The sequence below is a fragment of the Streptomyces sp. NPDC001568 genome, assembly GCF_042893755.1.
Classification (GTDB): domain Bacteria; phylum Actinomycetota; class Actinomycetes; order Streptomycetales; family Streptomycetaceae; genus Streptomyces.
Map to the genome: position 1 here is coordinate 26,236 of NZ_JBIAVF010000001.1, position 24,348 is coordinate 50,583.

At 68.3% G+C, this 24,348-nt stretch carries 19 protein-coding genes and 1 tRNA gene; 17 read left to right on the forward strand and 3 right to left on the reverse strand.

The window, feature by feature from the left end; all coding sequences use genetic code 11:
- The first annotated feature begins 110 nt into the window (after positions 1 to 110).
- From ACFY0I_RS00150 to ACFY0I_RS00165, 4 genes are all read left to right on the forward strand, one after another.
- On the forward strand, positions 111 to 1,556 hold the full coding sequence (locus ACFY0I_RS00150; RefSeq protein ID WP_388888032.1) for a DHA2 family efflux MFS transporter permease subunit: 1,446 nt from the start codon (positions 111 to 113) through the stop codon (positions 1,554 to 1,556).
- A 105-nt stretch (positions 1,557 to 1,661) separates the two neighbouring features.
- Positions 1,662 to 2,060 (forward strand): DUF3291 domain-containing protein, encoded by a 399-nt coding sequence (locus ACFY0I_RS00155; protein ID WP_388888034.1) that lies wholly within the window; start codon positions 1,662 to 1,664, stop codon positions 2,058 to 2,060.
- A 45-nt stretch (positions 2,061 to 2,105) separates the two neighbouring features.
- The gene (locus ACFY0I_RS00160; RefSeq protein WP_388888036.1) at positions 2,106 to 3,161 is read left to right on the forward strand and encodes a UDP-N-acetylmuramate dehydrogenase; all 1,056 of its coding nucleotides are present in this window, start codon (positions 2,106 to 2,108) and stop codon (positions 3,159 to 3,161) included.
- A gap of 1 nt (position 3,162) precedes the next feature.
- Positions 3,163 to 3,579, forward strand: a complete 417-nt coding sequence (locus ACFY0I_RS00165) for a hypothetical protein (RefSeq protein WP_388888039.1) — start codon at positions 3,163 to 3,165, stop codon at positions 3,577 to 3,579.
- Here the strand turns inward: ACFY0I_RS00165 and ACFY0I_RS00170 are convergent.
- Positions 3,569 to 4,588, reverse strand: a complete 1,020-nt coding sequence (locus tag ACFY0I_RS00170; protein WP_388888042.1) for an adenosine deaminase — start codon at positions 4,586 to 4,588, stop codon at positions 3,569 to 3,571. The two genes, ACFY0I_RS00165 and ACFY0I_RS00170, sit on opposite strands and share 11 nt — an antisense overlap.
- Positions 4,589 to 4,760: 172 nt before the next feature.
- Complete coding sequence (locus ACFY0I_RS00175) at positions 4,761 to 5,987, reverse strand: pyridoxal phosphate-dependent aminotransferase (RefSeq protein WP_388888044.1); 1,227 nt, start codon at positions 5,985 to 5,987, stop codon at positions 4,761 to 4,763.
- Between the two features lie 191 nt (positions 5,988 to 6,178).
- On the opposite strand from ACFY0I_RS00175, the gene ACFY0I_RS00180 reads away from it, so the two are divergent.
- From ACFY0I_RS00180 to ACFY0I_RS00230, 11 genes are all read left to right on the forward strand, one after another.
- Positions 6,179 to 6,251 (forward strand) — tRNA-Trp (locus ACFY0I_RS00180).
- A 105-nt stretch (positions 6,252 to 6,356) separates the two neighbouring features.
- Positions 6,357 to 6,638: a preprotein translocase subunit SecE gene (gene secE, locus ACFY0I_RS00185; protein WP_030298162.1), complete on the forward strand. Its 282-nt coding sequence runs from the start codon at positions 6,357 to 6,359 to the stop codon at positions 6,636 to 6,638.
- A gap of 84 nt (positions 6,639 to 6,722) precedes the next feature.
- Positions 6,723 to 7,649: a transcription termination/antitermination protein NusG gene (nusG, locus tag ACFY0I_RS00190; protein WP_388888047.1), complete on the forward strand. Its 927-nt coding sequence runs from the start codon at positions 6,723 to 6,725 to the stop codon at positions 7,647 to 7,649.
- 184 nt (positions 7,650 to 7,833) lie between these two features.
- Positions 7,834 to 8,268: a 50S ribosomal protein L11 gene (rplK, locus tag ACFY0I_RS00195; RefSeq protein ID WP_351821568.1), complete on the forward strand. Its 435-nt coding sequence runs from the start codon at positions 7,834 to 7,836 to the stop codon at positions 8,266 to 8,268.
- Positions 8,269 to 8,353: 85 nt separating this feature from the next.
- Positions 8,354 to 9,082, forward strand: coding sequence for a 50S ribosomal protein L1 (gene rplA / locus ACFY0I_RS00200; RefSeq protein ID WP_281204222.1), 729 nt, complete (start codon positions 8,354 to 8,356; stop codon positions 9,080 to 9,082).
- Positions 9,083 to 9,233: 151 nt separating this feature from the next.
- Positions 9,234 to 10,130: an LppX_LprAFG lipoprotein gene (locus ACFY0I_RS00205; protein WP_388888050.1), complete on the forward strand. Its 897-nt coding sequence runs from the start codon at positions 9,234 to 9,236 to the stop codon at positions 10,128 to 10,130.
- Positions 10,131 to 10,179: 49 nt separating this feature from the next.
- Positions 10,180 to 11,103 carry a hypothetical protein gene (locus tag ACFY0I_RS00210; RefSeq protein ID WP_388888053.1) on the forward strand — a complete coding sequence of 308 codons (924 nt, stop codon included), beginning with the start codon at positions 10,180 to 10,182 and terminating at the stop codon, positions 11,101 to 11,103.
- 250 nt (positions 11,104 to 11,353) lie between these two features.
- A complete protein-coding gene (gene rplJ, locus ACFY0I_RS00215; protein ID WP_030710304.1) occupies positions 11,354 to 11,884 on the forward strand; it encodes a 50S ribosomal protein L10 in 531 nt (176 codons plus the stop codon).
- A 110-nt stretch (positions 11,885 to 11,994) separates the two neighbouring features.
- Positions 11,995 to 12,375 (forward strand): 50S ribosomal protein L7/L12, encoded by a 381-nt coding sequence (rplL, locus tag ACFY0I_RS00220; protein ID WP_281204225.1) that lies wholly within the window; start codon positions 11,995 to 11,997, stop codon positions 12,373 to 12,375.
- A gap of 567 nt (positions 12,376 to 12,942) precedes the next feature.
- Entirely contained in the window at positions 12,943 to 16,425 is a 3,483-nt protein-coding gene (rpoB, locus tag ACFY0I_RS00225; protein ID WP_281204226.1) for a DNA-directed RNA polymerase subunit beta, read from the forward strand.
- A gap of 97 nt (positions 16,426 to 16,522) precedes the next feature.
- Positions 16,523 to 20,437, forward strand: coding sequence for a DNA-directed RNA polymerase subunit beta' (locus tag ACFY0I_RS00230; RefSeq protein ID WP_388888056.1), 3,915 nt, complete (start codon positions 16,523 to 16,525; stop codon positions 20,435 to 20,437).
- A gap of 140 nt (positions 20,438 to 20,577) precedes the next feature.
- Here ACFY0I_RS00230 and ACFY0I_RS00235 read toward each other — a convergent pair whose 3' ends face one another.
- Positions 20,578 to 23,064, reverse strand: a complete 2,487-nt coding sequence (locus tag ACFY0I_RS00235) for a YfhO family protein (RefSeq protein ID WP_388888058.1) — start codon at positions 23,062 to 23,064, stop codon at positions 20,578 to 20,580.
- Between the two features lie 401 nt (positions 23,065 to 23,465).
- On the opposite strand from ACFY0I_RS00235, the gene rpsL reads away from it, so the two are divergent.
- Positions 23,466 to 23,837: a 30S ribosomal protein S12 gene (rpsL, locus tag ACFY0I_RS00240; RefSeq protein ID WP_007265893.1), complete on the forward strand. Its 372-nt coding sequence runs from the start codon at positions 23,466 to 23,468 to the stop codon at positions 23,835 to 23,837.
- Between the two features lie 2 nt (positions 23,838 to 23,839).
- The gene (gene rpsG, locus ACFY0I_RS00245) at positions 23,840 to 24,310 is read left to right on the forward strand and encodes a 30S ribosomal protein S7 (RefSeq protein ID WP_266626462.1); all 471 of its coding nucleotides are present in this window, start codon (positions 23,840 to 23,842) and stop codon (positions 24,308 to 24,310) included.
- The last annotated feature ends 38 nt before the right edge of the window (positions 24,311 to 24,348 follow it).

Below are 24,348 nucleotides of genomic sequence, written 5' to 3' on the forward strand. Positions count from 1 at the left end.
CGCCCCGGCCTTCCGGGCCTGCCATTTCCCGACCCGCCCGCCGGCGACGTCTGCACACAAAAGTTAGTAAGCAGTCACTACCTAAAATCGACCAGGGGGAACCAACCACCATGAGTACCCAACCCACCCAACCAGCCCTCGGAGCGCCCGCCATCTGGGCACTCGTCCTCACCGGCGCAGCCAGTTTCATGGCCGCGCTCGACAACCTCGTCGTCACCACCGCCCTCCCCGCGATCCGTTCCGACCTCGGCGGGAAGTTGGAGGACCTGGAGTGGACGGTGAACGCCTACACGCTGACCTTCGCCGTCCTGCTCATGTTCGGCTCCGCCCTCGGGGACCGGTTCGGTCGGCGGCGGCTCTTCATCATCGGGCTCGGGATATTCACGGCCTCCTCCGCCGCGGCGGCGCTCTCGCCCGGCATCGACGCGCTCATCGCAGCCCGCGCCGTCCAGGGCGTCGGGGCGGCGATCATGATGCCGCTCACCCTCACGCTGCTCACCGTCGCCGTCCCGGCCGCCCGTAGGGGCATGGCCCTCGGGATCTACGGGGCCGTGACGGGGCTCGCCGTCGCCAGTGGTCCCCTCATCGGGGGCACGCTCACCGAGCACATCTCCTGGCAGTGGATCTTCTGGCTGAACGTTCCCATCGGCCTCGCCCTGATCCCCCTCGCCCGCCTGCGCCTCGCCGAGTCCACCGCGCCGAACGCCCGTCTCGACGTGCCCGGCACCCTGCTGATCAGCGCCGGTCTCTTCGGCATCGTCTACGCACTGGTCAACGCCAACGCCGACGGCTGGACCAGCGCGCCCGTCCTCACCGGCCTCATAGCGGGCGGCGCGCTCATCGGCGCCTTCATCCGGCACGGCATGCGCGCCGCCGACCCCGTGCTGCCCATGCGGCTCTTCCGTGACCGCGGGTTCCTCGGGATCAACGTCGCGGGCCTGCTCATGTTCCTCGGCATGTTCGGCTCGATCTTCCTGCTCAGCCAGTTCCTCCAAGGGGTCGTCGGCTACTCGCCCACCGAAGCCGGCCTGCGCATGCTCCCCTGGACCGGCATGCCGATGATCGTGGCGCCGCTCGCCGGGATCCTCTCCGACCGGATCGGCGGGCGGCCCGTCGTCGCCGCCGGGCTGGCGTTCCAGGCCGTCGGGCTCGGCTGGTTCGCCGTGATCCTGAGCACGGACGTCTCCTACGCCGCCCAACTGCCGGCGCTGATCCTCAGCGGGATCGGCATGGCCCTCTACTTCGCCCCGGCCGCCAACGTGCTCATGTCCACGGTGCGCCCCGCCGACCAGGGCAAGGCCTCCGGGACCAACAACGCCCTCCGCGAGGTCGGCGGGGCCCTCGGCGTGGCCGTCCTCGCCTCCGTGTTCTCCGCCCAGGGCGGCTACGAGACCCCGCAGGCCTTCACCGACGGGACCGTCCCCGCGCTGTGGATCGGGGCCGTCGCCGTCGCCCTCGCCGCCGGGTTCGCGCTGCTCGTGCCGCGTCGGGGCAGCGGGCCCCGGACCGGGGCGCAGCCGGCCGCCGAGGTCCGGAAGGTGCCCGTCGCCGGCTGAGGCGCCGCTCGCCGGCCGGGCCCGACGCCCGGGCGCGGCCGGGAGAACCGCAGCACCGCCCGCACGCGAAGTTCCGTACGACGACGCATCGCGAAGGAGCCCGTCATGCCCGACGTCCCCTGGTACACGCCCACCCAGGCCGACCCCGACGCCGAGGTCCACGTCATGGCCTCCCGCTTCGAGACCGACAGCCTCCTCGGAGCGCTGAGGTTCTTCCTCAAGGCGCCCGGCATCATCGCCCAGGTCCGCAAGGCGCCCGGTGCGCACGGCGCCGCCCTGCGGGCCCGGGTCCTGCGGCGGACCTTCCTCACCCTGTCCGCCTGGGAGGACCGCGAGGCCCTCCAGCGATTCGCGGCCAGTGATCCGCACCGCGCCTCGGCGCGCGCCGCGGCCGCCTATACGAAGGAGGCCGAGTTCACCTTCTGGACCGTGCGGGCCCGCGAACTGCCCCTCGGCTGGGCGGAGGCCGAGCGCCGTCTGGCCGAGCGGAAGCGGGCCCACTGAGTGCCCCGCCGGGATGCGAGGGGGACGGACCGTACTCTTGTGCTCGTGCAGGAACTCCACGACGCCCCCCTCGCCCCGCTGACCACCTTCCGCCTCGGCGGCCCCGCGGCCCGGCTGATCACCGCGACCACCGACGCCGAGGTCGTCGACGCCGTTCGCGCCGCGGACGCCAGTGGCACGCCGCTGCTGGTCATCGGCGGCGGCAGCAACCTGGTCATCGGTGACCAGGGCTTCGACGGCACCGCCCTGCGCATCGCGACGACCGGGTTCGTCCTCGACGGCACCCGCCTGGAGCTCGCCGCGGGCGAGAACTGGAGCGACGCCGTCGCCCGCACCGTCGACGCCGGACTCGCGGGCATCGAGTGCCTGGCGGGGATCCCCGGCTCGGCCGGCGCGACCCCGATCCAGAACGTCGGCGCGTACGGGCAGGAGGTCTGCGACACCATCACGGAGGTCGTGGCCTACGACCGCACCAGCGGCGAGACGGTCACCCTGACCGCCGCCGAGTGCGACTTCCGCTACCGCAACAGCACCTTCAAGGACCAGCCCGACCGGTACGTCGTCCTGCGCGTGCGCTTCGCCCTGGAGGACGCGGGCGGCCTCTCCGCCCCGATCAAGTACCCGGAAACGGCCCGCGCCCTCGGCGTCGGCGCCGGCGACCGGGTCCCGGCCGCCGCCGCCCGCGAGACGGTGCTGCGCCTGCGCGCCGGCAAGGGCATGGTCCTCGACCCCACCGACCACGACACCTGGTCGGCCGGCTCCTTCTTCCACAACCCGATCCTGACGGACGAGGCGTACGCCGCCTTCCTCGCCCGCGCCCAGGACCGGCTCGGCTCCGACACGGCCCCGCCCGCCTACCCGGCCGGCGAAGGGCGTACGAAGACCAGCGCGGCCTGGCTGATCGACAAGGCGGGCTTCACCAAGGGCTACGGCACCGGCCCCGCCAGGATCTCCACCAAGCACACCCTGGCCCTGACCAACCGCGGCGAGGCCACCACCGAGGACCTCCTCGCGCTGGCCCGCGAGGTCGTCGCCGGCGTCCACGAGGCCTTCGGCGTCACGCTCGTCAACGAGCCGGTGACGGTCGGCGTCCGCATCTGACATGAACTGCCCCCAGCACGGGGCCGGCACCGATCCCACGCGCCTGGTGGGCCGCGAGATCAGCCGGGTCGTCGCGTCCTGGCACGTCTGTGACGGCGAACGCTCCGAGGCACCGCTCGACGTGTGGCTGATCGACAGCGTCGGCGACTCCACGCGGATCACCACCGGCTCCGACCGGTGCCTCATCGTCGAGGCGGCGGCCCCGCACGAGCCCTACGACCTGGGGGAGTGGGGCCGCATCGAGGTCGGCGAGGACCTCGGGGACCACCCGTTCCTGCCCCATGTCGGGCGCACGATCGCCTCCGTCGCCGAGTTCGCCCTGCCCGAGCAGGGCCGCACCCACCTGGAGATCGGCTTCCCCGGCGGCCACCGGGTCCGGGCCGACTGCTACGAGGGCGACCTGCGGCTCACCCGCTGAGCCAGTGGTCGATCCCGTCCAACAACTTGGCCTGGACGTCGTCCGGCGCCGCCGAACCGCGCACCGACTGCCGGGCCAACTCGGCCAGCTCCGCGTCCGTGAACCCGTGGTGGCGGCGGGCGAACTCGTACTGGGCCGCCAGCCGCGAACCGAACAGCAGCGGGTCGTCCGCGCCCAGCGCCATCGGCACACCGGCCTCGAAGAGGGTGCGCAGCGGCACGTCCTCCGGCCGCTGGTACACCCCGAGGGCGATGTTGGAGGCCGGGCAGACCTCGCAGGTGATCTGCCGGTCGGCCAGCCGTTTGAGCAGCCGCGGGTCCTCGGCGGCCCGTACGCCGTGCCCGATGCGGGCGGCGTGCAGGTCGTCCAGGCAGTCCCGGACGGAGGAGGGCCCGCTCAGCTCGCCGCCGTGCGGGGCCGCGAGCAGGCCGCCCTCGCGGGCGATGGCGAAGGCCCGGTCGAAGTCGCGGGCCATGCCGCGGCGTTCGTCGTTGGAGAGCCCGAAGCCGACGATGCCGCGGTCGGCGTAGCGGACGGCGAGACGGGCGAGGGTGCGGGCGTCGAGCGGGTGCTTCATGCGGTTCGCGGCGATGACGACGCGCATGCCGAGACCGGTCTCCCGGGAGGCCGCGTCGACGGCGTCGAGGATGATCTCGACGGCCGGGATCATGCCGCCCAGCAGGGGGGCGTAGGAGGTCGGATCGACCTGGATCTCCAGCCAACCGCTGCCGTCGCGGACGTCCTCCTCGGCGGCCTCGCGGACCAGCCGGCGGATGTCGTCGGGCTCGCGCAGGCAGGACCGGGCGGTGTCGTAGAGCCGCTGGAAGCGGAACCAGCCGCGTTCGTCGGTGGCACGGAGTTGGGGGGGTTCGCCGCTGGTCAGGGCCTCGGGCAGGCGGACGCCGTACTTGTCGGCCAGCTCCAGCAGCGTCGAGGGGCGCATGGACCCGGTGAAGTGCAGGTGGAGGTGGGCTTTCGGCAGAAGCGTGAGATCGCGTACGTGCTCCATCTGGTGATCCTGCCGTACTTGTCACCCGATCGGCAGCCGCTTTCCCTGAACGGGACCTTGCCCGAACGTAAATATGAGCTGCTGGGGGCCCGCGCGGGCCGGCCGCGGGAACGACGGAGCGGCGCCGCCCCACCGGGACGACGCCGCTCCGTACCGCTTCCTACCGCGCGGCCTAGGCCTTGGCCTCGGCGAGCAGCTTCTGGATCCGGGACACGCCCTCGACCAGGTCCTCGTCGCCCAGGGCGTACGAGAGGCGCAGGTAGCCGGGAGTGCCGAAGGCCTCGCCCGGAACGACCGCGACCTCGGCCTCGTCCAGGATCAGCGCGGCGAGCTCGACGGAGGTCTGCGGGCGCTTGCCGCGGATCTCCTTGCCGAGCACCTCCTTGACCGACGGGTACGCGTAGAACGCGCCCTCGGGGGTCGGGCAGAACACGCCGTCGATCTCGTTCAGCATCCGCACGATGGTCTGGCGGCGGCGGTCGAAGGCGGTGCGCATCTCGTGGACGGCGTCCAGGTTGCCGGAGACGGCGGCGAGCGCCGCGACCTGGGCCACGTTGGAGACGTTGGAGGTGGCGTGCGACTGCAGGTTCGTCGCGGCCTTCACGACGTCCTTCGGGCCGATGATCCAGCCCACGCGCCAACCGGTCATCGCGTACGTCTTGGCGACGCCGTTGACGATGATGCACTTGTCGGCGAGCTCGGGGACGATCGCCGGGAGCGAGACGAACTTGGCGTCGCCGTAGACCAGGTGCTCGTAGATCTCGTCCGTCAGGACCCACAGGCCCTTGTCGGCGGCCCAGCGGCCGATGGCCTCGGCGTCGGCCTCGGTGTAGACGGCGCCCGTCGGGTTGGACGGGGAGACGAAGAGGACGACCTTGGTGCGCTCGGTGCGCGCGGCCTCCAGCTGCTCGACGGAGACCCGGTACCCGGTGGTCTCGTCGGCGACGACCTCGACCGGTACGCCGCCCGCGAGGCGGATCGACTCCGGGTAGGTGGTCCAGTACGGGGCCGGGACGATGACCTCGTCACCCGGGTCGAGGATGGCCGCGAACGCCTCGTAGATGGCCTGCTTGCCGCCGTTGGTCACCAGGACCTGGGACGCGTCCACCTCGTAGCCGGAGTCGCGCAGCGTCTTCGCGGCGATCGCGGCCTTCAGCTCGGGGAGGCCGCCGGCGGGCGTGTAGCGGTGGTACTTCGGGTTGCGGCAGGCCTCGACCGCCGCCTCGACGATGTAGTCCGGGGTGGGGAAGTCGGGCTCGCCCGCACCGAAGCCGATCACCGGACGCCCGGCGGCCTTGAGGGCCTTGGCCTTGGCGTCGACGGCGAGGGTGGCGGACTCGGAAATGGCGCCGATACGGGCGGACACCCGGCGCTCGGAGGAAGGCGTTGCAGAGGTCATGCGGCCAATCGTCCCAGACGGCCCAGAAGGCCCGCACACCGTTTCAGGGACCGGACGGAGCAGGTCCGGATCTCTTCTGTTCGACGTCAGGTCCCGGACCACGTACACTCACCTGTCGTTGGTCCTCGCCGACCGTCCGAAACGTGAGCACTCCGTGCACTCGCTCGGATGCGGTAGGTTGGGGAACGCAAAGGGTCGTAGCTCAATTGGTAGAGCACTGGTCTCCAAAACCAGCGGTTGGGGGTTCGAGTCCCTCCGGCCCTGCTCCACACTCCTTCTCGGATGTGTGCGCAGGTACGTACTTCGATGCAACGCCGTGCGGCGCAACCGGGCGCGGCTACGGCCACGACCCGGATTCAGGTGAGAGACATGACGGACGCCCTGGGCTCCATCGACATGCCTGACGCCGAGGACGACACTCGCGAGAAGAAGGCCCGCAAGGGCGGTAAGCGCGGCAAGAAGGGCCCTCTGGGCCGGCTCGCGCTCTTCTACCGTCAGATCGTCGCGGAGCTCCGCAAGGTCGTTTGGCCCACTCGTAACCAACTCACGACGTACACCACCGTGGTGATTGTCTTCGTCGTCATCATGATCGGTCTGGTGACCGTGATTGACTATGGGTTCCAGGAAGCCATCAAGTTCGTCTTCGGCTGATCCCCGCGGAGGGCGGCGCCTTGATGGGTGCCGCCCGTTTTCGCATGTTCCACCACCTTTTGTATCCAGGAAGAAGCAGCCACCGTGTCTGACCCGAACCTGAACGTGAGCGACGAGTCCGTCGAGTCCGTCGAGTCCGTTGAGGACCAGCTCGACATCGTCGAGGCTGCCGACGCTGTGGACCCCGATGAAGCCGAGCTCGCCGACGCCGACGCGGGCATCGCCGCCGAAGAGGCCGCGCTGCACGTCGAGGACGAGGTCGACGCCGAGGCTGAGGACGACGCCGAGGTCGAAGAGGCCGCGGACGCTGACGACGCCGAGGCCGAAGCCGTCGCGGACGACGCCGACGACGAGAACGTCGAGGAGGCCGAGGAGGCCGTCCCCGCCGAGCCCGTCGACCCCACCCAGGCCCTGCGCGACGAGCTGCGCCTGCTCCCCGGCGAGTGGTACGTCATCCACACCTACGCGGGCTACGAGAAGCGCGTGAAGGCGAACCTGGAGCAGCGTGCCGTCTCGCTGAACGTCGAGGAGTTCATCTACCAGGCCGAGGTGCCCGAGGAAGAGATCGTCCAGATCAAGAACGGCGAGCGCAAGAACGTCCGGCAGAACAAGCTGCCCGGTTACGTTCTCGTCCGCATGGATCTGACGAACGAGTCCTGGGGCGTCGTCCGCAACACCCCCGGTGTCACCGGCTTCGTGGGCAACGCGTACGACCCGTACCCGCTGACCCTGGACGAGATCGTCAAGATGCTCGCGCCGGAGGCGAAGGAGAAGGCCGACAAGGCCGCCGCCGAGGCCGCGGGTCTGCCGGCTCCCGCCGTGAAGCGCACCATCGAGGTCCTGGACTTCGAGGTCGGCGACTCGGTCACCGTCACCGACGGCCCGTTCGCGACGCTCCAGGCGACCATCAACGAGATCAACCCGGACTCGAAGAAGGTCAAGGGTCTCGTCGAGATCTTCGGCCGCGAGACGCCGGTCGAGCTGAGCTTCGACCAGATCCAGAAGAACTGATCCAGCTCCGCTGATCCGGATCTTCTGAACGACGCTTCCGAAGCAGGTCAGATCACCCCGTAAAGGGGGGTCTGACCTGCTCGGTTTTTAGCCCCGCACCAGTACCCGTTATCGTGGTGCGGTATGCCTCCATCCGGATGACCGGTTGGCGGCTGAAAACTCTCACTAGGACCCGGAGAGAGCAATGCCTCCCAAGAAGAAGAAGATCACGGGGCTTATCAAGCTCCAGATCAAGGCCGGTGCGGCCAACCCGGCTCCGCCGGTCGGCCCCGCGCTCGGTCAGCACGGCGTCAACATCATGGAGTTCTGCAAGGCCTACAACGCCGCGACCGAGTCGCAGCGTGGCATGGTCGTGCCGGTGGAGATCACGGTCTACGACGACCGTTCCTTCACCTTCATCACCAAGACTCCGCCGGCCGCGCGTCTCATCCTGAAGAGCGCGGGCGTGGAGAAGGGCTCCGGCGAGCCGCACAAGACCAAGGTCGCGAAGCTCACGCGTGACCAGGTCCGCGAGATCGCCACGATCAAGATGCCTGACCTCAACGCGAACGACATCGACGCCGCCGAGAAGATCATCGCCGGCACCGCGCGTTCGATGGGCATCACGGTCGAAGGCTGATTCAGCCACCCAGCACGACAGTGGTAGGGCCAAGCGCTGGTCCGCACCACGACTCCACGCCTGAAGTCACTACACAGGAGCAGAAGTGAAGCGCAGCAAGACTCTCCGCGCTGCGGACGCCAAGATCGACCGGGACAAGTTCTACGCCCCGCTCGAGGCCGTCCGTCTCGCCAAGGAGACCTCCGCGACCAAGTTCGACAGCACCGTCGAGGTCGCCTTCCGCCTGGGTGTCGACCCGCGCAAGGCCGACCAGATGGTCCGTGGCACCGTGAACCTCCCGCACGGCACCGGCAAGACCGCCCGGGTCCTGGTCTTCGCGACCGGTGACCGTGCAGCGGCCGCGGAAGCCGCCGGCGCCGACATTGTCGGCGACGACGAGCTGATCAACGAGATCGCCAAGGGCAACCGCCTGAACGAGTTCGACGCCGTTGTCGCCACGCCGGACCTCATGGGCAAGGTCGGCCGCCTCGGCCGCGTGCTCGGTCCCCGTGGCCTCATGCCGAACCCGAAGACCGGCACCGTCACGATGGACGTCGCCAAGGCTGTCACCGAGATCAAGGGTGGCAAGATCGAGTTCCGCGTCGACAAGCACTCGAACCTGCACTTCATCATCGGCAAGGTCTCCTTCTCCGATGAGCAGCTGGTCGAGAACTACGCGGCGGCCCTGGACGAGATCATCCGTCTGAAGCCGTCCGCCGCGAAGGGCCGCTACATCAAGAAGGCCGCCCTGAGCACCACGATGGGTCCGGGCATCGCCCTGGACTCGAACCGCACCCGGAACCTCCTCGTCGAGGAAGACCCGGCCGCGGTCTGAGCCTGACCGGCTCGCGGTACCACTGAGCGGGCCCCCCACCACCCTCAACGGGCGGCGGGGGGCCCGTTTTTCGTGTTCCGCGCCACAGAGGACCGCGGAACCCGTAATGGCCGCGCGTTCGTACGTGACGGGAACGTAAAGTCGATACCAAATGACGATCACACAAGGGGTGGGGACCTTCATGTCTGCATACCGCAGGAAGACCATCGGCGCCGCGCTGACCGCCGTACTGCTCGTGGGCGGGGCCACGGCGTGCGAGGACGGGAACGCCGCGAAGAAGGACGGCGCCGCGGCTCCGGCACCGTCCACGTCGGCCCCGGCGACGCCCGCGATGGCGCCGGCCGCGTTCCTGGAGAAGACGAAGAAGAAGTCCGCGGAGATCACCTCGCTGCGGTACACCATGTCCGGCACCGCCGCGGGCAACGCGATCTCCGGCGAGGCCGCCATGCGCCTGAAGCCCGACGTCGCGATGTCCATGACGATGGCCTCGCCCCAGACGCCCGGGCAGGACGTCGGCATCCGCCTCCTCGACGGCGCGCTCTACCTGGGCAGCGAGGGCAAGTGGATGAAGTTCGACCTGAAGGCCCTGGCTCCGGACCAGGCCAAGCAGCTGGACGCCCTCGGCGGCGGCCAACAGGGCGAGAACCCGGGCGACAAGGCGAACGACCTGAGCCTGTCCAAGGACCTGAAGACCGTCGGCGAGGAGACCATCGACGGCCAGAAGACCACCCACCTGACGGGCACGGTCGCGCTGGACCAGCTGAAGGATCCGAGCGCCGCCACCACGCCCGAGGCCAAGGCCCGCCAGGAGAAGAACCTGAAGATGCTGGAGGCCCAGGGCATCAAGGAACTGACGATGGACATCTGGATCGACGAGTCCGACCAGACCAAGCAGGTCCGCACCCGCGGCCAGGGCACCGAGGGCCCGATGGACGTCACCATCAAGTTCCACGACGTCAACAAGCCCGTCGAGGTCACGGCGCCGCCGGCCGATCAGGTCATGGACCTGGGAGAAATGATGAAGGGCAGCACGGGCGGCACCGCCTGAGTGCCCTCTACGGCACCGCGGTACCAGTTCCGATGACGGGGGAGAACGAATGAACACGGCTGTACGGACCCTGACCAGGGCCGGCACGGCAACGGCGGTTGCGGCGTTGCTCGCGGCGGGACTCACCGCCTGCGGGGACGCCGGCGGGGACCGGGACGGGGCCGCCGGGGACCGGCGCGGGGCGAACGCGACCCAGGTGAAGGAGGCCGCCCCCGCCGACGTCGTGAAGCTCTCGTACCAGAAGACGGTGGTCGCCCGGTTCGCCGCGGTGGAGATGACCGCCACCGGGAGCGAAGGTACGCCGGACCAGGTCGTCGGGGCGAAGGGTTGGTACCCGAACAGCACCGGCATCGCGGTCAAGGGCGGCGCCCCGGGCACCGCGGGCTTCCAGATCCTGATGGACGGCGTCGTCTACACCCACTCGGACAAGCCCGTGCAGGGCAAGCCCTGGATGAAGATGAACCTGACCAAGGACGGTGCGCCCCGGCCCCGGCTCAACGACGACCCCGCCGAGTACCTCGCGCTCCTCCTCGGCCAGCAGAAGGTCACGCGCGTCGGCACGGAGCAGCTCGACGGCGTCGCCGCCGAGCACTACAGGGCCGCCCTCACCCACGAGGACCTGCTCAGGGCCGACGAGTCCACCAAGGTGATGGAGGAGGCGAACCGGCGCTACCTCCAAGAGGCGGTCAGGGACGTCAAGACCTACGACATCGACCTGTGGATCGGCAAGGACGGCCATCCCGTGCGCGTCGACACGGTGCGTACCGTCGGGGACGGTACGGCGAGGACCACGGCGAAGTTCTCGGGGTACGGGACGACGGCGCCGGTGGTCGCACCGCCCGCCGACCAGGTGACCGACTTCGACGACGCGTTGAAGGGCATCGACGCGAGCCTCAAGGAGACCGAACGCATCCTGGGCGAGGCGGACCGGAAGCTGAGGGAAGCCGGACAGGGCGGCCTCAAGCGTCCCTGAGGCGATTTGCCTCGACTGGACCGCTTCACGTACGCTTCACCAGAAGCCAAAGACCGCTGGTCGTTGCCGTGCTCGCAAGAGCGTGGCGGCCGAAGGATCCGCTGAGTGCGGACGTCCTGCGCAGGTGTTCGTGGAGAAGCTCCCGGAGTGATTCGGTCGAGCTTACGCCCCGTGCGCTTGCGCCGGGGCGTTTCGTTTTGTTCAGCCCCTTCTGAGCGGTCCTCATCACCCGGAAGGAGGCCGACGCTCTATGGCAAGGCCCGACAAGGCTGCCGCGGTAGCCGAGCTCACGGACCAGTTCCAGAGCTCGAACGCCGCTGTGCTGACCGAGTACCGGGGTCTCACCGTTGCGCAGCTCAAGACGCTGCGTCGTTCGCTCGGTGAGAACGCCCAGTACGCCGTGGTGAAGAACACGCTGACCAAGATTGCGGCCAACCAGGCCGGGATCACCGCGCTGGACGAGCACTTCGCTGGTCCGACCGCGGTCGCCTTCATCACCGGTGACCCGGTGGAGTCGGCGAAGAGCCTGCGTGACTTCGCCAAGGACAACCCCAACCTCATCATCAAGGCGGGTGTCCTTGATGGTAAGGCGCTCACCGCCGATGAGATCAAGAAGCTTGCGGACCTCGAGTCCCGCGAGGTTCTGCTCAGCAAGCTGGCCGGCGCGTTCAAGGGCAAGCAGTCCCAGGCTGCCTCGCTCTTCCAGGCGCTGCCGTCGAAGTTCGTCCGCACCGCGGAAGCGCTTCGCGTCAAGCTCGCCGAGCAGGGCGGTGCCGAGTAATTCGGCTCGCGCACTGATCCACGCCGCCTAGTGCGTGGGTCGTAGCGGGCCGTTACGCCCGCCTCTATATACATCCGGCACCTGCCGATTTAGTGGAAGGATCGCCCATCATGGCGAAGCTCACCCAGGACGAACTCCTCGCCCAGTTCGAGGAGCTCACCCTCATCGAGCTCTCCGAGTTCGTTAAGGCGTTCGAGGAGAAGTTCGACGTCACCGCCGCCGCGGCCGTCGCCGTTGCCGGTCCGGGCGCCCCCGCCGCCGTTGAGGCCGCTGAGGAGCAGGACGAGTTCGACGTCATCCTCACCGGTGCCGGCGACAAGAAGATCCAGGTCATCAAGGTCGTGCGCGAGCTGACCTCCCTGGGTCTGAAGGAAGCCAAGGACCTGGTTGACGGCGCCCCGAAGCCCGTCCTCGAGAAGGTCGCCAAGGAGGCCGCTGACAAGGCCGCCGAGGCCCTCAAGGCTGCCGGCGCCGGCGTCGAGGTCAAGTAACACCTCTGAGGCTCTCCGAAGCCTCTTCCGAAGGGCGATCACCCGTAAGGGTGGTCGCCCTTTGGCGTACCCGCAGTGCCTGATTTGCCCTGGTCTCGTTGGGGAGTAGGGTGATCATCGTTGCCCCGGAGCAGGGTCCGAAGATGATCCGCTCGGAGCACGGGGCCTTGACGAACGGCCGGCGGCGCGCAATTCTCAGTCCCGTTGCCGACTCCGCCCGGTGGGATTCGAAATACCAGGCATGGATCGGTTACGAAGAGGGCAGTACTGATACGCGCTCTGTGTGCGATGCCGAGCGTTGGCAGGGGTAGTTCAAACGACATGGGGAAGGCCTGTTGCCGGTTTCCGGAAACCTGGTCTGGACATCAGTGAGCCGAGTGGCTACACTGACCCTTTGCGCTGCCTGTTAGCTGCCCCCTGCCCGTCGCCAGGGGCATGCCCACGCTTGAGCACACTGATTGATCGTCTCCGACCTGGTCTTTTCTGCCGGATCGAGAACGTCCGTCTTCCGTGTCGGCTGGGACCGGTACGCGCGTAGTGAGTCCGAGCCCTCGGAAGGACCCCCTCTTGGCCGCCTCGCGCAACGCCTCGACCAATACGAACAACGGTGCCAGCACCGCCCCGCTGCGCATCTCCTTTGCAAAGATCAAGGAGCCCCTCGAGGTTCCGAACCTCCTGGCGCTGCAGACCGAGAGCTTTGACTGGCTGCTCGGCAACGCCGCCTGGAAGTCTCGCGTCGAGTCGGCGCTTGAGAGTGGACAGGACGTCCCCACCAAGTCCGGTCTGGAAGAGATCTTCGAGGAGATCTCGCCGATCGAGGACTTCTCCGGGTCGATGTCGCTGACCTTCCGCGACCACCGTTTCGAGCCGGCGAAGAACTCTGTCGACGAGTGCAAGGAGCGCGACTTCACGTACGCGGCTCCGCTGTTCGTCACTGCCGAGTTCACGAACAACGAGACCGGAGAGATCAAGTCTCAGACGGTCTTCATGGGCGACTTCCCGCTCATGACCAACAAGGGCACCTTCGTCATCAACGGCACCGAGCGTGTCGTCGTGTCGCAGCTTGTCCGTTCCCCCGGTGTCTACTTCGACTCCTCCATCGACAAGACGTCCGACAAGGACATCTTCTCCGCCAAGATCATCCCTTCCCGGGGTGCCTGGCTGGAGATGGAGGTCGACAAGCGCGACATGGTCGGTGTCCGCATCGACCGCAAGCGCAAGCAGTCCGTCACCGTCCTCCTGAAGGCTCTCGGCTGGACCACCGAGCAGATCCTGGAGGAGTTCGGCGAGTACGAGTCCATGCGCGCCACCCTGGAGAAGGACCACACCCAGGGCCAGGACGACGCGCTGCTCGACATCTACCGCAAGCTGCGCCCGGGCGAACCGCCGACCCGCGAGGCCGCTCAGACGCTGCTCGAGAACCTCTACTTCAACCCGAAGCGCTACGACCTCGCGAAGGTCGGCCGCTACAAGGTGAACAAGAAGCTCGGCGCCGACGAGCCGCTCGACGCCGGTGTGCTCACCACCGACGACGTCATCGCGACGATCAAGTACCTGGTCAAGCTGCACGCGGGTGAGACCGAGACGACCGGCGAGTCCGGCCGTTCGATCGTCGTCGAGACCGACGACATCGACCACTTCGGCAACCGTCGTCTGCGCAACGTCGGCGAGCTCATCCAGAACCAGGTCCGCACGGGTCTGGCTCGTATGGAGCGCGTCGTCCGCGAGCGGATGACGACCCAGGACGTCGAGGCGATCACGCCGCAGACCCTGATCAACATCCGGCCGGTCGTCGCCTCCATCAAGGAGTTCTTCGGCACCAGCCAGCTGTCGCAGTTCATGGACCAGAACAACCCGCTGTCGGGCCTGACCCACAAGCGCCGTCTGTCGGCGCTGGGCCCCGGTGGTCTGTCCCGTGAGCGGGCCGGCTTCGAGGTCCGAGACGTCCACCCGTCGCACTACGGCCGCATGTGCCCGATCGAGACCCCCGAAGGCCCGAACATCGGTCTGATCGGCTCGCTCGCGTCCTACGGTCGCGTCAACGCGTTCGGTTTCGTCGAGACCCCGTACCGCAAGGTCATCGAGGGTGTCGTCACCGACGACGTCGACTACCTGACGGCCGACGAGGAAGACCGCTTCGTCATCGCCCAGGCCAACGCCGGCCTGAACGACGAGATGCGCTTCACCGAGAACCGCGTACTGGTTCGTCGTCGTGGCGGCGAGATCGACTACATCGCCGGCGACGACGTCGACTACATGGACGTCTCCCCGCGCCAGATGGTGTCCGTCGCGACCGCGATGATCCCCTTCCTGGAGCACGACGACGCCAACCGCGCCCTCATGGGCGCGAACATGATGCGCCAGGCCGTTCCGCTCATCAAGGCGGAAGCGCCGCTCGTCGGCACCGGCATGGAGTACCGCTGTGCGGTCGACGCCGGTGACTCGATCCGTGCGGAGAAGGACGGTGTCGTCCAGGAGGTCTCGGCCGACTACATCACCGTCGCCAACGACGACGGCACGTACACCACGTACCGCGTCGCCAAGTTCTCCCGCTCGAACCAGGGCACCTCGGTCAACCAGAAGGTCATCGTCAACGAGGGTGACCGGATCATCGAGTCCCAGGTCCTCGCCGACGGTCCCGCGACCGAAGAGGGCGAAATGGCCCTCGGCAAGAACCTGCTCGTGGCGTTCATGCCCTGGGAAGGTCACAACTACGAGGACGCGATCATCCTGTCGCAGCGCCTCGTACAGGACGACGTCCTCTCCTCGATCCACATCGAGGAGCACGAGGTCGACGCCCGTGACACCAAGCTGGGCCCCGAGGAGATCACCCGGGACATCCCGAACGTCTCCGAAGAGGTCCTCGCCGACCTCGACGAGCGCGGCATCATCCGCATCGGTGCGGACGTCGTCGCCGGCGACATCCTGGTCGGCAAGGTCACGCCCAAGGGCGAGACCGAGCTGACCCCGGAGGAGCGTCTGCTCCGCGCGATCTTCGGTGAGAAGGCCCGCGAGGTGCGTGACACCTCGCTCAAGGTTCCTCACGGTGAGATCGGCAAGGTCATCGGCGTCCGCGTCTTCGACCGCGAGGAGGGCGACGAGCTTCCTCCGGGCGTGAACCAGCTGGTCCGCGTCTACGTCGCCCAGAAGCGCAAGATCACCGATGGTGACAAGCTCGCCGGCCGTCACGGCAACAAGGGTGTCATCTCCAAGATCCTTCCGATCGAGGACATGCCCTTCCTTGAGGACGGCACGCCGGTCGACATCATCCTGAACCCGCTGGGTGTCCCGTCCCGAATGAACCCGGGTCAGGTCCTGGAGATCCACCTCGGCTGGCTCGCCAGCCGCGGCTGGGACGTCTCCGGTCTCGGCGAGGAGTGGGCCGAGCGCCTCAAGGTCATCGGCGCCGACCGCGTCGAGCCCGGCACCAACGTCGCCACCCCGGTGTTCGACGGTGCCCGCGAGGACGAGCTCACGGGTCTGTTCGAGCACACCATCCCGAACCGCGACGGTGACCGCCTGGTCCTCCCGTCCGGCAAGGCGCGTCTGTTCGACGGCCGCTCCGGCGAGCCGTTCCCGGACCCGATCTCCATCGGGTACATGTACATCCTCAAGCTCCACCACCTGGTCGACGACAAGCTCCACGCGCGGTCGACCGGTCCGTACTCGATGATCACGCAGCAGCCGCTGGGTGGTAAGGCGCAGTTCGGTGGCCAGCGCTTCGGTGAGATGGAGGTGTGGGCGCTCGAGGCTTATGGCGCCGCTTACGCCCTCCAGGAGCTGCTGACCATCAAGTCCGATGACGTCACCGGCCGCGTGAAGGTCTACGAGGCCATCGTCAAGGGCGAGAACATCCCCGAGCCGGGCATTCCCGAGTCCTTCAAGGTGCTCATCAAGGAAATGCAGTCGCTCTGCCTCAACGTGGAGGTGCTGTCCTCGGACGGCATGTCCATCGAGATGCGCGACACCGACGAGGACGTCTTCCGCGCGGCGGAGGAGCTCGGTATCGACCTGTCCCGGCGTGAGCCGAGCAGCGTCGAAGAGGTCTGACGGGCCTGACGGGGGGCTCGCTCAAGAGCCCCCCGTCATCCCCGGGACCGTTCAGACCATGATTGAGACTCGACCCCGAAAGAGGGATTGACGCACAGTGCTCGACGTCAACTTCTTCGACGAGCTGCGGATCGGCCTTGCCACCGCGGACGACATCCGAACCTGGTCCCACGGCGAGGTCAAGAAGCCGGAGACCATCAACTACCGCACGCTCAAGCCCGAGAAGGACGGACTCTTCTGCGAGAAGATCTTCGGTCCGACCCGGGACTGGGAGTGCTACTGCGGCAAGTACAAGCGTGTCCGCTTCAAGGGCATCATCTGTGAACGCTGTGGCGTCGAGGTCACGCGCGCCAAGGTGCGTCGTGAGCGGATGGGCCACATCGAGCTTGCCGCTCCCGTCACCCACATCTGGTACTTCAAGGGCGTCCCGTCGCGCCTCGGATACCTGCTGGACCTCGCGCCGAAGGACCTCGAGAAGGTCATCTACTTCGCCGCGTACATGATCACGTTCGTGGACGACGAGCGCCGCACCCGCGACCTGCCGTCGCTGGAGGCCCACGTCTCCGTCGAGCGCCAGCAGATCGAGAACCGCCGCGACTCCGACCTCGAAGGCCGCGCCAAGAAGCTCGAGACCGACCTGGCCGAGCTCGAGGCCGAGGGCGCGAAGGCCGACGTACGCCGCAAGGTGCGCGAAGGTGCCGAGCGCGAGATGAAGCAGCTCCGTGACCGCGCCCAGCGCGAGATCGACCGCCTCGACGAGGTGTGGAACCGCTTCAAGAACCTCAAGGTCCAGGACCTCGAGGGCGACGAGCTGCTCTACCGCGAGCTGCGCGACCGCTTCGGTACGTACTTCGACGGTTCGATGGGTGCCGCGGCGCTGCAGAAGCGCCTGGAGTCCTTCGACCTCGAGGAGGAGGCCGAGCGCCTCCGCGAGATCATCCGTACCGGCAAGGGCCAGAAGAAGACCCGTGCGCTCAAGCGCCTCAAGGTCGTCTCCGCGTTCCTGCAGACCAGCAACAGCCCCAAGGGCATGGTTCTGGACTGCGTGCCGGTGATCCCGCCGGACCTCCGTCCGATGGTGCAGCTGGACGGTGGCCGCTTCGCGACCTCCGACCTGAACGACCTGTACCGCCGCGTGATCAACCGCAACAACCGCCTGAAGCGCCTTCTCGACCTCGGTGCCCCCGAGATCATCGTGAACAACGAGAAGCGCATGCTCCAGGAGGCCGTCGACGCCCTCTTCGACAACGGTCGTCGTGGTCGTCCGGTGACCGGTCCCGGTAACCGTCCCCTGAAGTCCCTCAGCGACATGCTGAAGGGCAAGCAGGGTCGATTCCGTCAGAACCTCCTCGGCAAGCGCGTGGACTACTCCGCGCGTTCCGTGATCGTCGTCGGTCCGCAGCTGAAGCTGCACCAGTGTGGTCTGCCCAAGGCCATGGCGCTGGAGCTCTTCAAGCCGTTCGTGATGAAGCGCCTGGTCGACCTGAACCACGCGCAGAACATCAAGTCGGCGAAGCGGATGGTCGAGCGCGGCCGCACGGTCGTCTACGACGTCCTCGAAGAGGTCATCGCCGAGCACCCGGTCCTCCTGAACCGTGCGCCCACGCTGCACCGCCTCGGCATCCAGGCCTTCGAGCCCCAGCTGGTCGAAGGCAAGGCCATCCAGATCCACCCGCTCGTCTGCACCGCGTTCAACGCGGACTTCGACGGTGACCAGATGGCCGTGCACCTCCCGCTCTCCGCGGAGGCGCAGGCCGAGGCCCGCATCCTGATGCTGTCCTCGAACAACATCCTGAAGCCGGCCGACGGCCGTCCGGTCACGATGCCGACCCAGGACATGGTCCTCGGTCTGTTCTTCCTGACCACCGACGGTGAACTCCGTGACGTCAAGGGTGAGGGCCGCGCGTTCGGCTCCTCCGCCGAGGCGACCATGGCGTTCGACAACGGCGAGCTCGCGCTCCAGTCGTCCGTCGACATCCGCTTCCCGGTGGGCACCATCCCGCCGCGTGGTTGGGTGCCGCCGGTCGCCGAGAGCGGCGACGACGTCGTCGGGGAACGAGAGTTCCAGCCGGGCGACAGCTTCCGTCTGAAGACGACCCTGGGTCGCGCGCTCTTCAACGAGCTGCTGCCCGAGGACTACCCGTTCGTCGACTACTCGGTGGGCAAGAAGCAGCTCTCCGAGATCGTCAACGACCTGGCGGAGCGCTACCCCAAGGTCATCGTGGCGGCGACGCTCGACAACCTGAAGGCGGCCGGCTTCCACTGGGCGACCCGTTCGGGCGTCACCGTGGCCATCTCCGACGTCGTGGTTCCCGAGGCGAAGAAGGAAATCGTCGCGGGCTACGAGGCCAAGGACGAGAAGGTCCAGAAGCAGTACGAGCGCGGTCTGATCACCAAGGAGGAGCGCACTCAGGAGCTCATCCAGATCTGGACGCAGGCGACCAACGAGGTCGCCGAGGCGATGAACGCGAACTTCCCCAAGACGAACCCCATCTTCATGATGGTTGACTCGGGTGCCCGAGGAAACATGATGCAGATGCGACAGATCGCCGGTATGCGTGGTCTGGTGTCGAACGCGAAGAACGAGACCATCCCGCGTCCGATCAAGGCGTCCTTCCGTGAGGGCCTCACCGTTCTGGAGTACTTCATCTCCACGCACGGTGCCCGTAAGGGTCTGGCGGACACCGCCCTGCGTACCGCCGACTCGGGTTACCTCACCCGTCGTCTGGTGGACGTCTCGCAGGACGTCATCATCCGCGAGGAGGACTGCGGCACCGAGCGCGGCCTCAAGCTCAAGATCGGTGTCAAGGACGAGGCGGGTGTCCTCCGCAAGGCGGACGACGTCGAGACCTCCGTGTACGCCCGCATGCTGGCCGAGGACGTCGTCATCGACGGCAAGGTCATCGCGCCGGCGAACGTGGACCTCGGTGACGTGCTCATCGACGCCCTCATCGCGAACGGCGTCGAGGAGGTCAAGACCCGCTCGGTCCTGACCTGCGAGTCCGCGGTCGGCACCTGTGCCTTCTGCTACGGCCGCTCGCTGGCCACCGGCAAGCTGGTCGACATCGGTGAGGCGGTCGGCATCATCGCCGCCCAGTCCATCGGTGAGCCCGGTACCCAGCTGACGATGCGTACCTTCCACACCGGTGGTGTGGCCGGTGACGACATCACGCAGGGTCTGCCGCGTGTCGTCGAGCTCTTCGAGGCCCGTACCCCGAAGGGTGTCGCCCCGATCTCCGAGGCCGCCGGCCGCGTGCGGATCGAGGAGACCGAGAAGACGAAGAAGATCGTCATCACGCCCGACGACGGCAGCGAGGAGACGGCGTTCCCGATCTCCAAGCGCGCCAAGGTCATCGTGCACGAGGGCGACCACGTCGAGGTGGGCCAGAAGCTCACCATGGGTGCCACCAACCCGCACGACGTGCTGCGCATCCTCGGCCAGCGTGCCGTCCAGGTCCACCTGGTCGGCGAAGTCCAGAAGGTCTACAACTCGCAGGGCGTGTCGATCCACGACAAGCACATCGAGATCATCATCCGGCAGATGCTGCGCCGCGTGACGATCATCGAGTCCGGCGACGCGGAGCTCCTGCCGGGCGAGCTCGTCGAGCGCTCGAAGTTCGAGACCGAGAACCGTCGTGTGGTCACCGAGGGCGGTCACCCCGCCTCCGGTCGTCCGCAGCTGATGGGTATCACCAAGGCCTCGCTGGCGACGGAATCCTGGCTGTCGGCCGCCTCCTTCCAGGAGACGACCCGAGTCCTGACGGATGCGGCGATCAACGCCAAGTCCGACAGCCTCATCGGCCTCAAGGAGAACGTCATCATCGGTAAGCTCATCCCGGCCGGTACGGGTCTCGCCCGCTACCGCAACATCCGGGTGGAGCCGACCGAGGAAGCCAAGGCAGCGATGTACTCGGCCGTCGGTTACGACGACATCGACTACTCGCCCTTCGGCACCGGCTCCGGCCAGGCGGTCCCGCTGGAGGACTACGACTACGGCCCGTACAACGGCTGAGTCGCAACAGAGCGGTAAACGCAGGGCGGTCACCCGAGAGGGTGGCCGCCCTGCGGCGTTCCCCGGGGACCGGTCCGTCCCGTGCCCGGGTACGAGTGAGCCCCCCGGCCGTCCGGCCGGGGGGCTCACTCGCGGGGCCGCTACGCGTTCTTCTCGCGCCGTCGGCGGACGTACGCGGTGGTGGTGACCGAGGCGAGGGTGAGGAGGGCCAGGGCGGCGGCTGCCAGGCCCGGGGTGAGGCCCTTCGGGGTGAAGGTGCAGGAGACCTTCGAGGTGCCGGGGGCGACGTCCAGGGCGACCAGGCCGTGGAAGGGGCGGATCGGGGCGGAGCACTGCCAGCCCGGGACGTTCGTCATGGCCAGGACGGCGGTGCCCGAGGCGCCGCGGGGGAGGGTGGCCTCGATGGTGTGGCCGCCCGCGTCGACGGAGGTGGCGCCGGTGGCGGTCAGGTCGCGGATCCGGGCGTCCAGGGCGGCCCGGTCCAGGCAGCCGATGGGGTGGGCGCCGGCCGTGGCGTTCTCGGTCCGGGTGTCGACGGTGACCGCGACGGCGCCCGAGGCGGGGACGGGACCCAGGGGGACGACGCCGCTCATGCGGTCCTCCAACGCGCGGCGGGAGGAACCGTACGTGAGGTTCCCGTAGAGCTCGGGGGAGTACCAGAAGGCCTCGGAACCGGGGGTGCACCGGGCGGCGTACGTCTGCGCGGTGGCGGTGCCGCCGCTGCGGACCTCGGGGACGCGGTACACCGTGGCGCCCAGGACGTTCTCCTGGCGGGCGTAGACGCTGTCCGCGGGGTTCGGGGAGGTGTACGGGGTCGAGCGGAGGGTGACCAGGGGCGGCGCCGGGAAGGTGGTGCCCGTCCAGGAGTCGGGAGCGGGGCCCGGGCGGACCCGGGCGCCGATCGAGAAGATCGCGTCGAGCACCGGGTTGTCGGCGCCGAAGAAGGTCCGGCCGTCGTTCTTGTAGCCGTAGCCCAGCGGCTCCAGGGCCCGGTACGTGGCCTCCGGCAGGTAGCTGCTGTAGTACTGCGGGCCCTCCGCCCGGAGGGCCAAGGCATCGTTGTACGAGGTCTGCGGCGCGCCCGAGTCCGTCCGGTGGGCGGGCCATCCGTCCACCCCTCGGACGGCCTCGAAGTGGTTGGTGATCGACTGGCTGGAGGTCGCGGCCGGCTTCGCCCAGCGTTCGCGCGCGCGGCGGGCGTCCGCGTTGGCCGCGGCGGCCGTGGACTCGGCGAACACCACGGCGACCATCAGGGCGGCGGCCACCGGAACCAGGAACCGGCGCTTCTCGCCGAGCCCGAGGAGGACCAGGGCCAGCAGCGAGAGCGCGCCGCCCCCGAGGACCGCGGGCCACGTCCAGCCGCCGAAGTCGTCGGTGCGGCGGAGCACGAAGGTCGCCACGACCAGCAGCGCGGCGGCGAGCGCCAGGTGGAGCGGGCGGGGCCGGTTGGCCAACGACAGCCAGGCCAGGACCACGACCATGCCGCTGAAGACGAACGCCTCGCGGTACGGGTTGCCGTTGGGCACGGCCAGCCCGTGCCACAGGTACTGCGTCGGCGGGAACTGGAAGGAGACGACGACCAGCAGGGTCGCGGCCGCCCACACCAGCCGCGTCCGCTTCGCGATGGCGGTGTTGAAGAGGAAGGCGGCGGCCAGGATCAGGCCGAGCGAGGCGATGTAGAGCCGGGGCCGGCCGCCCCACAGGTGCGTCGCCGGCAGCATCCCCGCGAGGAAGACCTCGATCCGCACCGGGTCGAAGGCGCCCGCCCCGGTGGGCTGCGCCGCCCCGCTGGACAGGAACGACGGCAGCAGCAGGGGCAGCGTCAGCAGGATGCCCGTCACCGCCGCGGTGGCCGCCCGGGCCAGGGCCCGCAGCCGTTGGGCGCCCGTCAGGTCGAGGGTGATCAGGCGGATGGCGAGGAGCACGCAGGCGGCCATCGTCGCCATCATCGCGGTGTAGAAGTTGCCGAACCAGGCGAGGGAGACCAGCAGGGCCACCCCAGGCCACCGGCGCCCCTCCAGGCACCACTCGACGGCGATACCGAGCAGCGGCAGGGCCACCAGGCCCCACAGCCACATCGGGATGTACGAGGCGTCGCTCAGCGCCCAGCCGCACAGTCCGTACGTCGCCCCGAGCACCCCCCGCTGCCACCACGGGCCGGGCTGGAGTTTGCCGAGGTACACCGTCATCAGCGCGGCGGCCGTGCCCATGGTGATCGGGGTGATCGCGAAGACGGCCAGGTCCACGTGCTCGCGCGGAACGAGTACGGCCAGCCAGGAGAACGGGTTGCCGAGGTACGTGTAGTAGTCGGACAGGAACTGTTGTCCGAAGCCTCCGCGCCAGGTGAACAGGACGTCCCCGGCGGCCTGGCCGTGGACCAGGTCCCAGAGCGCGCGGTGGAACGGGACGTACTGGTTGGCCTGGTCGTTGAGGGCCCGACCGGTGTTGCCGAAGGGGAAGGTGCCGCGCGCCACCCAGGCCGCGCAGAACGCGCCCGAGGTGACCAGGAACGCGAGGAGCGGACCGTAGAGGCCGGTCAGGGGGGTGCGGCGGCGCGCCGAGGGGCTCCGGCCGCCGTCGGGAGGCGGACTTCCGGCCGTCTTCGGCTCCGAGGTGACCGTCCCCAATGTCCTGCTCCTGGCGCTCGTACGTTTTTGGACTGACTCGCTGGGATTCGCTGGAAGTGTAGTTGGCCCGCCCTACCACGCCGGTTCGAACTCCGCGCGGCCGGCCCGCCTCAGGGGGCGTACGCCCGTGCGGCGCCTGAGCTGTGGGGGTGCGGCGGTCGGGGCGGCGAGGCTTATGTTTTGACCGGAGTGGATGCGGTGGGTACGCTCAGACCTTGTGCCTGGGGTGTGCCTGGGCTCCTGTGCGTGTCCATCAACCGCACCTGAGCCCGCATCGGCCACCGCGATCCATGCGTTTCCGTGCTTGCGCGGAGGTCCGCCGGATCCGACACACCCGACCGCGTGGGTCGGCAATGTTCCAGGTTAGTTTCACTACACGGCACACAGAAACCGGAGAAGTAGTGCCTACGATCCAGCAGCTGGTCCGTAAGGGCCGGCAGGACAAGGTCGAGAAGACAAAGACCCCCGCGCTTGAGGCTTCGCCCCAGCGTCGCGGCGTCTGCACGCGTGTGTTCACGACCACCCCGAAGAAGCCGAACTCGGCGCTCCGTAAGGTCGCGCGTGTGCGTCTGACCTCCGGCATCGAGGTCACCGCTTACATTCCGGGTGAGGGACACAACCTGCAGGAGCACTCGATCGTGCTCGTGCGTGGTGGCCGTGTGAAGGACCTGCCGGGTGTTCGTTACAAGATCATCCGCGGTGCGCTTGACACCCAGGCTGTCAAGAACCGCAAGCAGGCCCGCAGCCGCTACGGCGCCAAGAAGGAGAAGTAAGAATGCCTCGTAAGGGCCCCGCCCCGAAGCGCCCGGTCATCATCGACCCGGTCTACGCATCTCCTCTGGTGACGTCGCTCATCAACAAGATCCTCCTGAACGGCAAGCGCTCCACCGCCGAGCGCATCGTTTACGGCGCCATGGAAGGCCTCCGCGAGAAGACCGGCGCTGACCCGGTCATCACGCTGAAGCGCGCGCTGGAGAACGTCAAGCCGTCGCTCGAGGTCAAGTCCCGCCGTGTCGGTGGCGCGACCTACCAGGTTCCGATCGAGGTCAAGCCCGGTCGCGCGTCCACCCTCTCGCTGCGTTGGATCGTGGGTTACTCCCGCGCCCGTCGCGAGAAGACCATGACCGAGCGCCTCATGAACGAGCTCCTCGACGCCTCGAACGGCCTCGGTGCGGCCGTCAAGAAGCGTGAGGACACGCACAAGATGGCCGAGTCCAACAAGGCCTTCGCGCACTACCGCTGGTAGTCCCACCCCACATCGAGACCGAGAGAAGACCGAAGCCT

Bases quoted from the DNA above. Each gene is read 5' to 3' on its own strand.
- ACFY0I_RS00150 (WP_388888032.1), top strand. From the start codon at position 111: ATGAGTACCCAACCCACCCAACCAGCCCTCGGAGCGCCCGCCATCTGG.
- ACFY0I_RS00155 (WP_388888034.1), top strand. From the start codon at position 1,662: ATGCCCGACGTCCCCTGGTACACGCCCACCCAGGCCGACCCCGACGCC.
- ACFY0I_RS00165 (WP_388888039.1), top strand. From the start codon at position 3,163: ATGAACTGCCCCCAGCACGGGGCCGGCACCGATCCCACGCGCCTGGTG.
- ACFY0I_RS00170 (WP_388888042.1), bottom strand. From the start codon at position 4,588: ATGGAGCACGTACGCGATCTCACGCTTCTGCCGAAAGCCCACCTCCAC.
- ACFY0I_RS00175 (WP_388888044.1), bottom strand. From the start codon at position 5,987: ATGACCTCTGCAACGCCTTCCTCCGAGCGCCGGGTGTCCGCCCGTATC.
- secE (WP_030298162.1), top strand. From the start codon at position 6,357: ATGACGGACGCCCTGGGCTCCATCGACATGCCTGACGCCGAGGACGAC.
- rplK (WP_351821568.1), top strand. From the start codon at position 7,834: ATGCCTCCCAAGAAGAAGAAGATCACGGGGCTTATCAAGCTCCAGATC.
- ACFY0I_RS00205 (WP_388888050.1), top strand. From the start codon at position 9,234: ATGACGATCACACAAGGGGTGGGGACCTTCATGTCTGCATACCGCAGG.
- ACFY0I_RS00210 (WP_388888053.1), top strand. From the start codon at position 10,180: ATGAACACGGCTGTACGGACCCTGACCAGGGCCGGCACGGCAACGGCG.
- rplJ (WP_030710304.1), top strand. From the start codon at position 11,354: ATGGCAAGGCCCGACAAGGCTGCCGCGGTAGCCGAGCTCACGGACCAG.
- rplL (WP_281204225.1), top strand. From the start codon at position 11,995: ATGGCGAAGCTCACCCAGGACGAACTCCTCGCCCAGTTCGAGGAGCTC.
- rpsG (WP_266626462.1), top strand. From the start codon at position 23,840: ATGCCTCGTAAGGGCCCCGCCCCGAAGCGCCCGGTCATCATCGACCCG.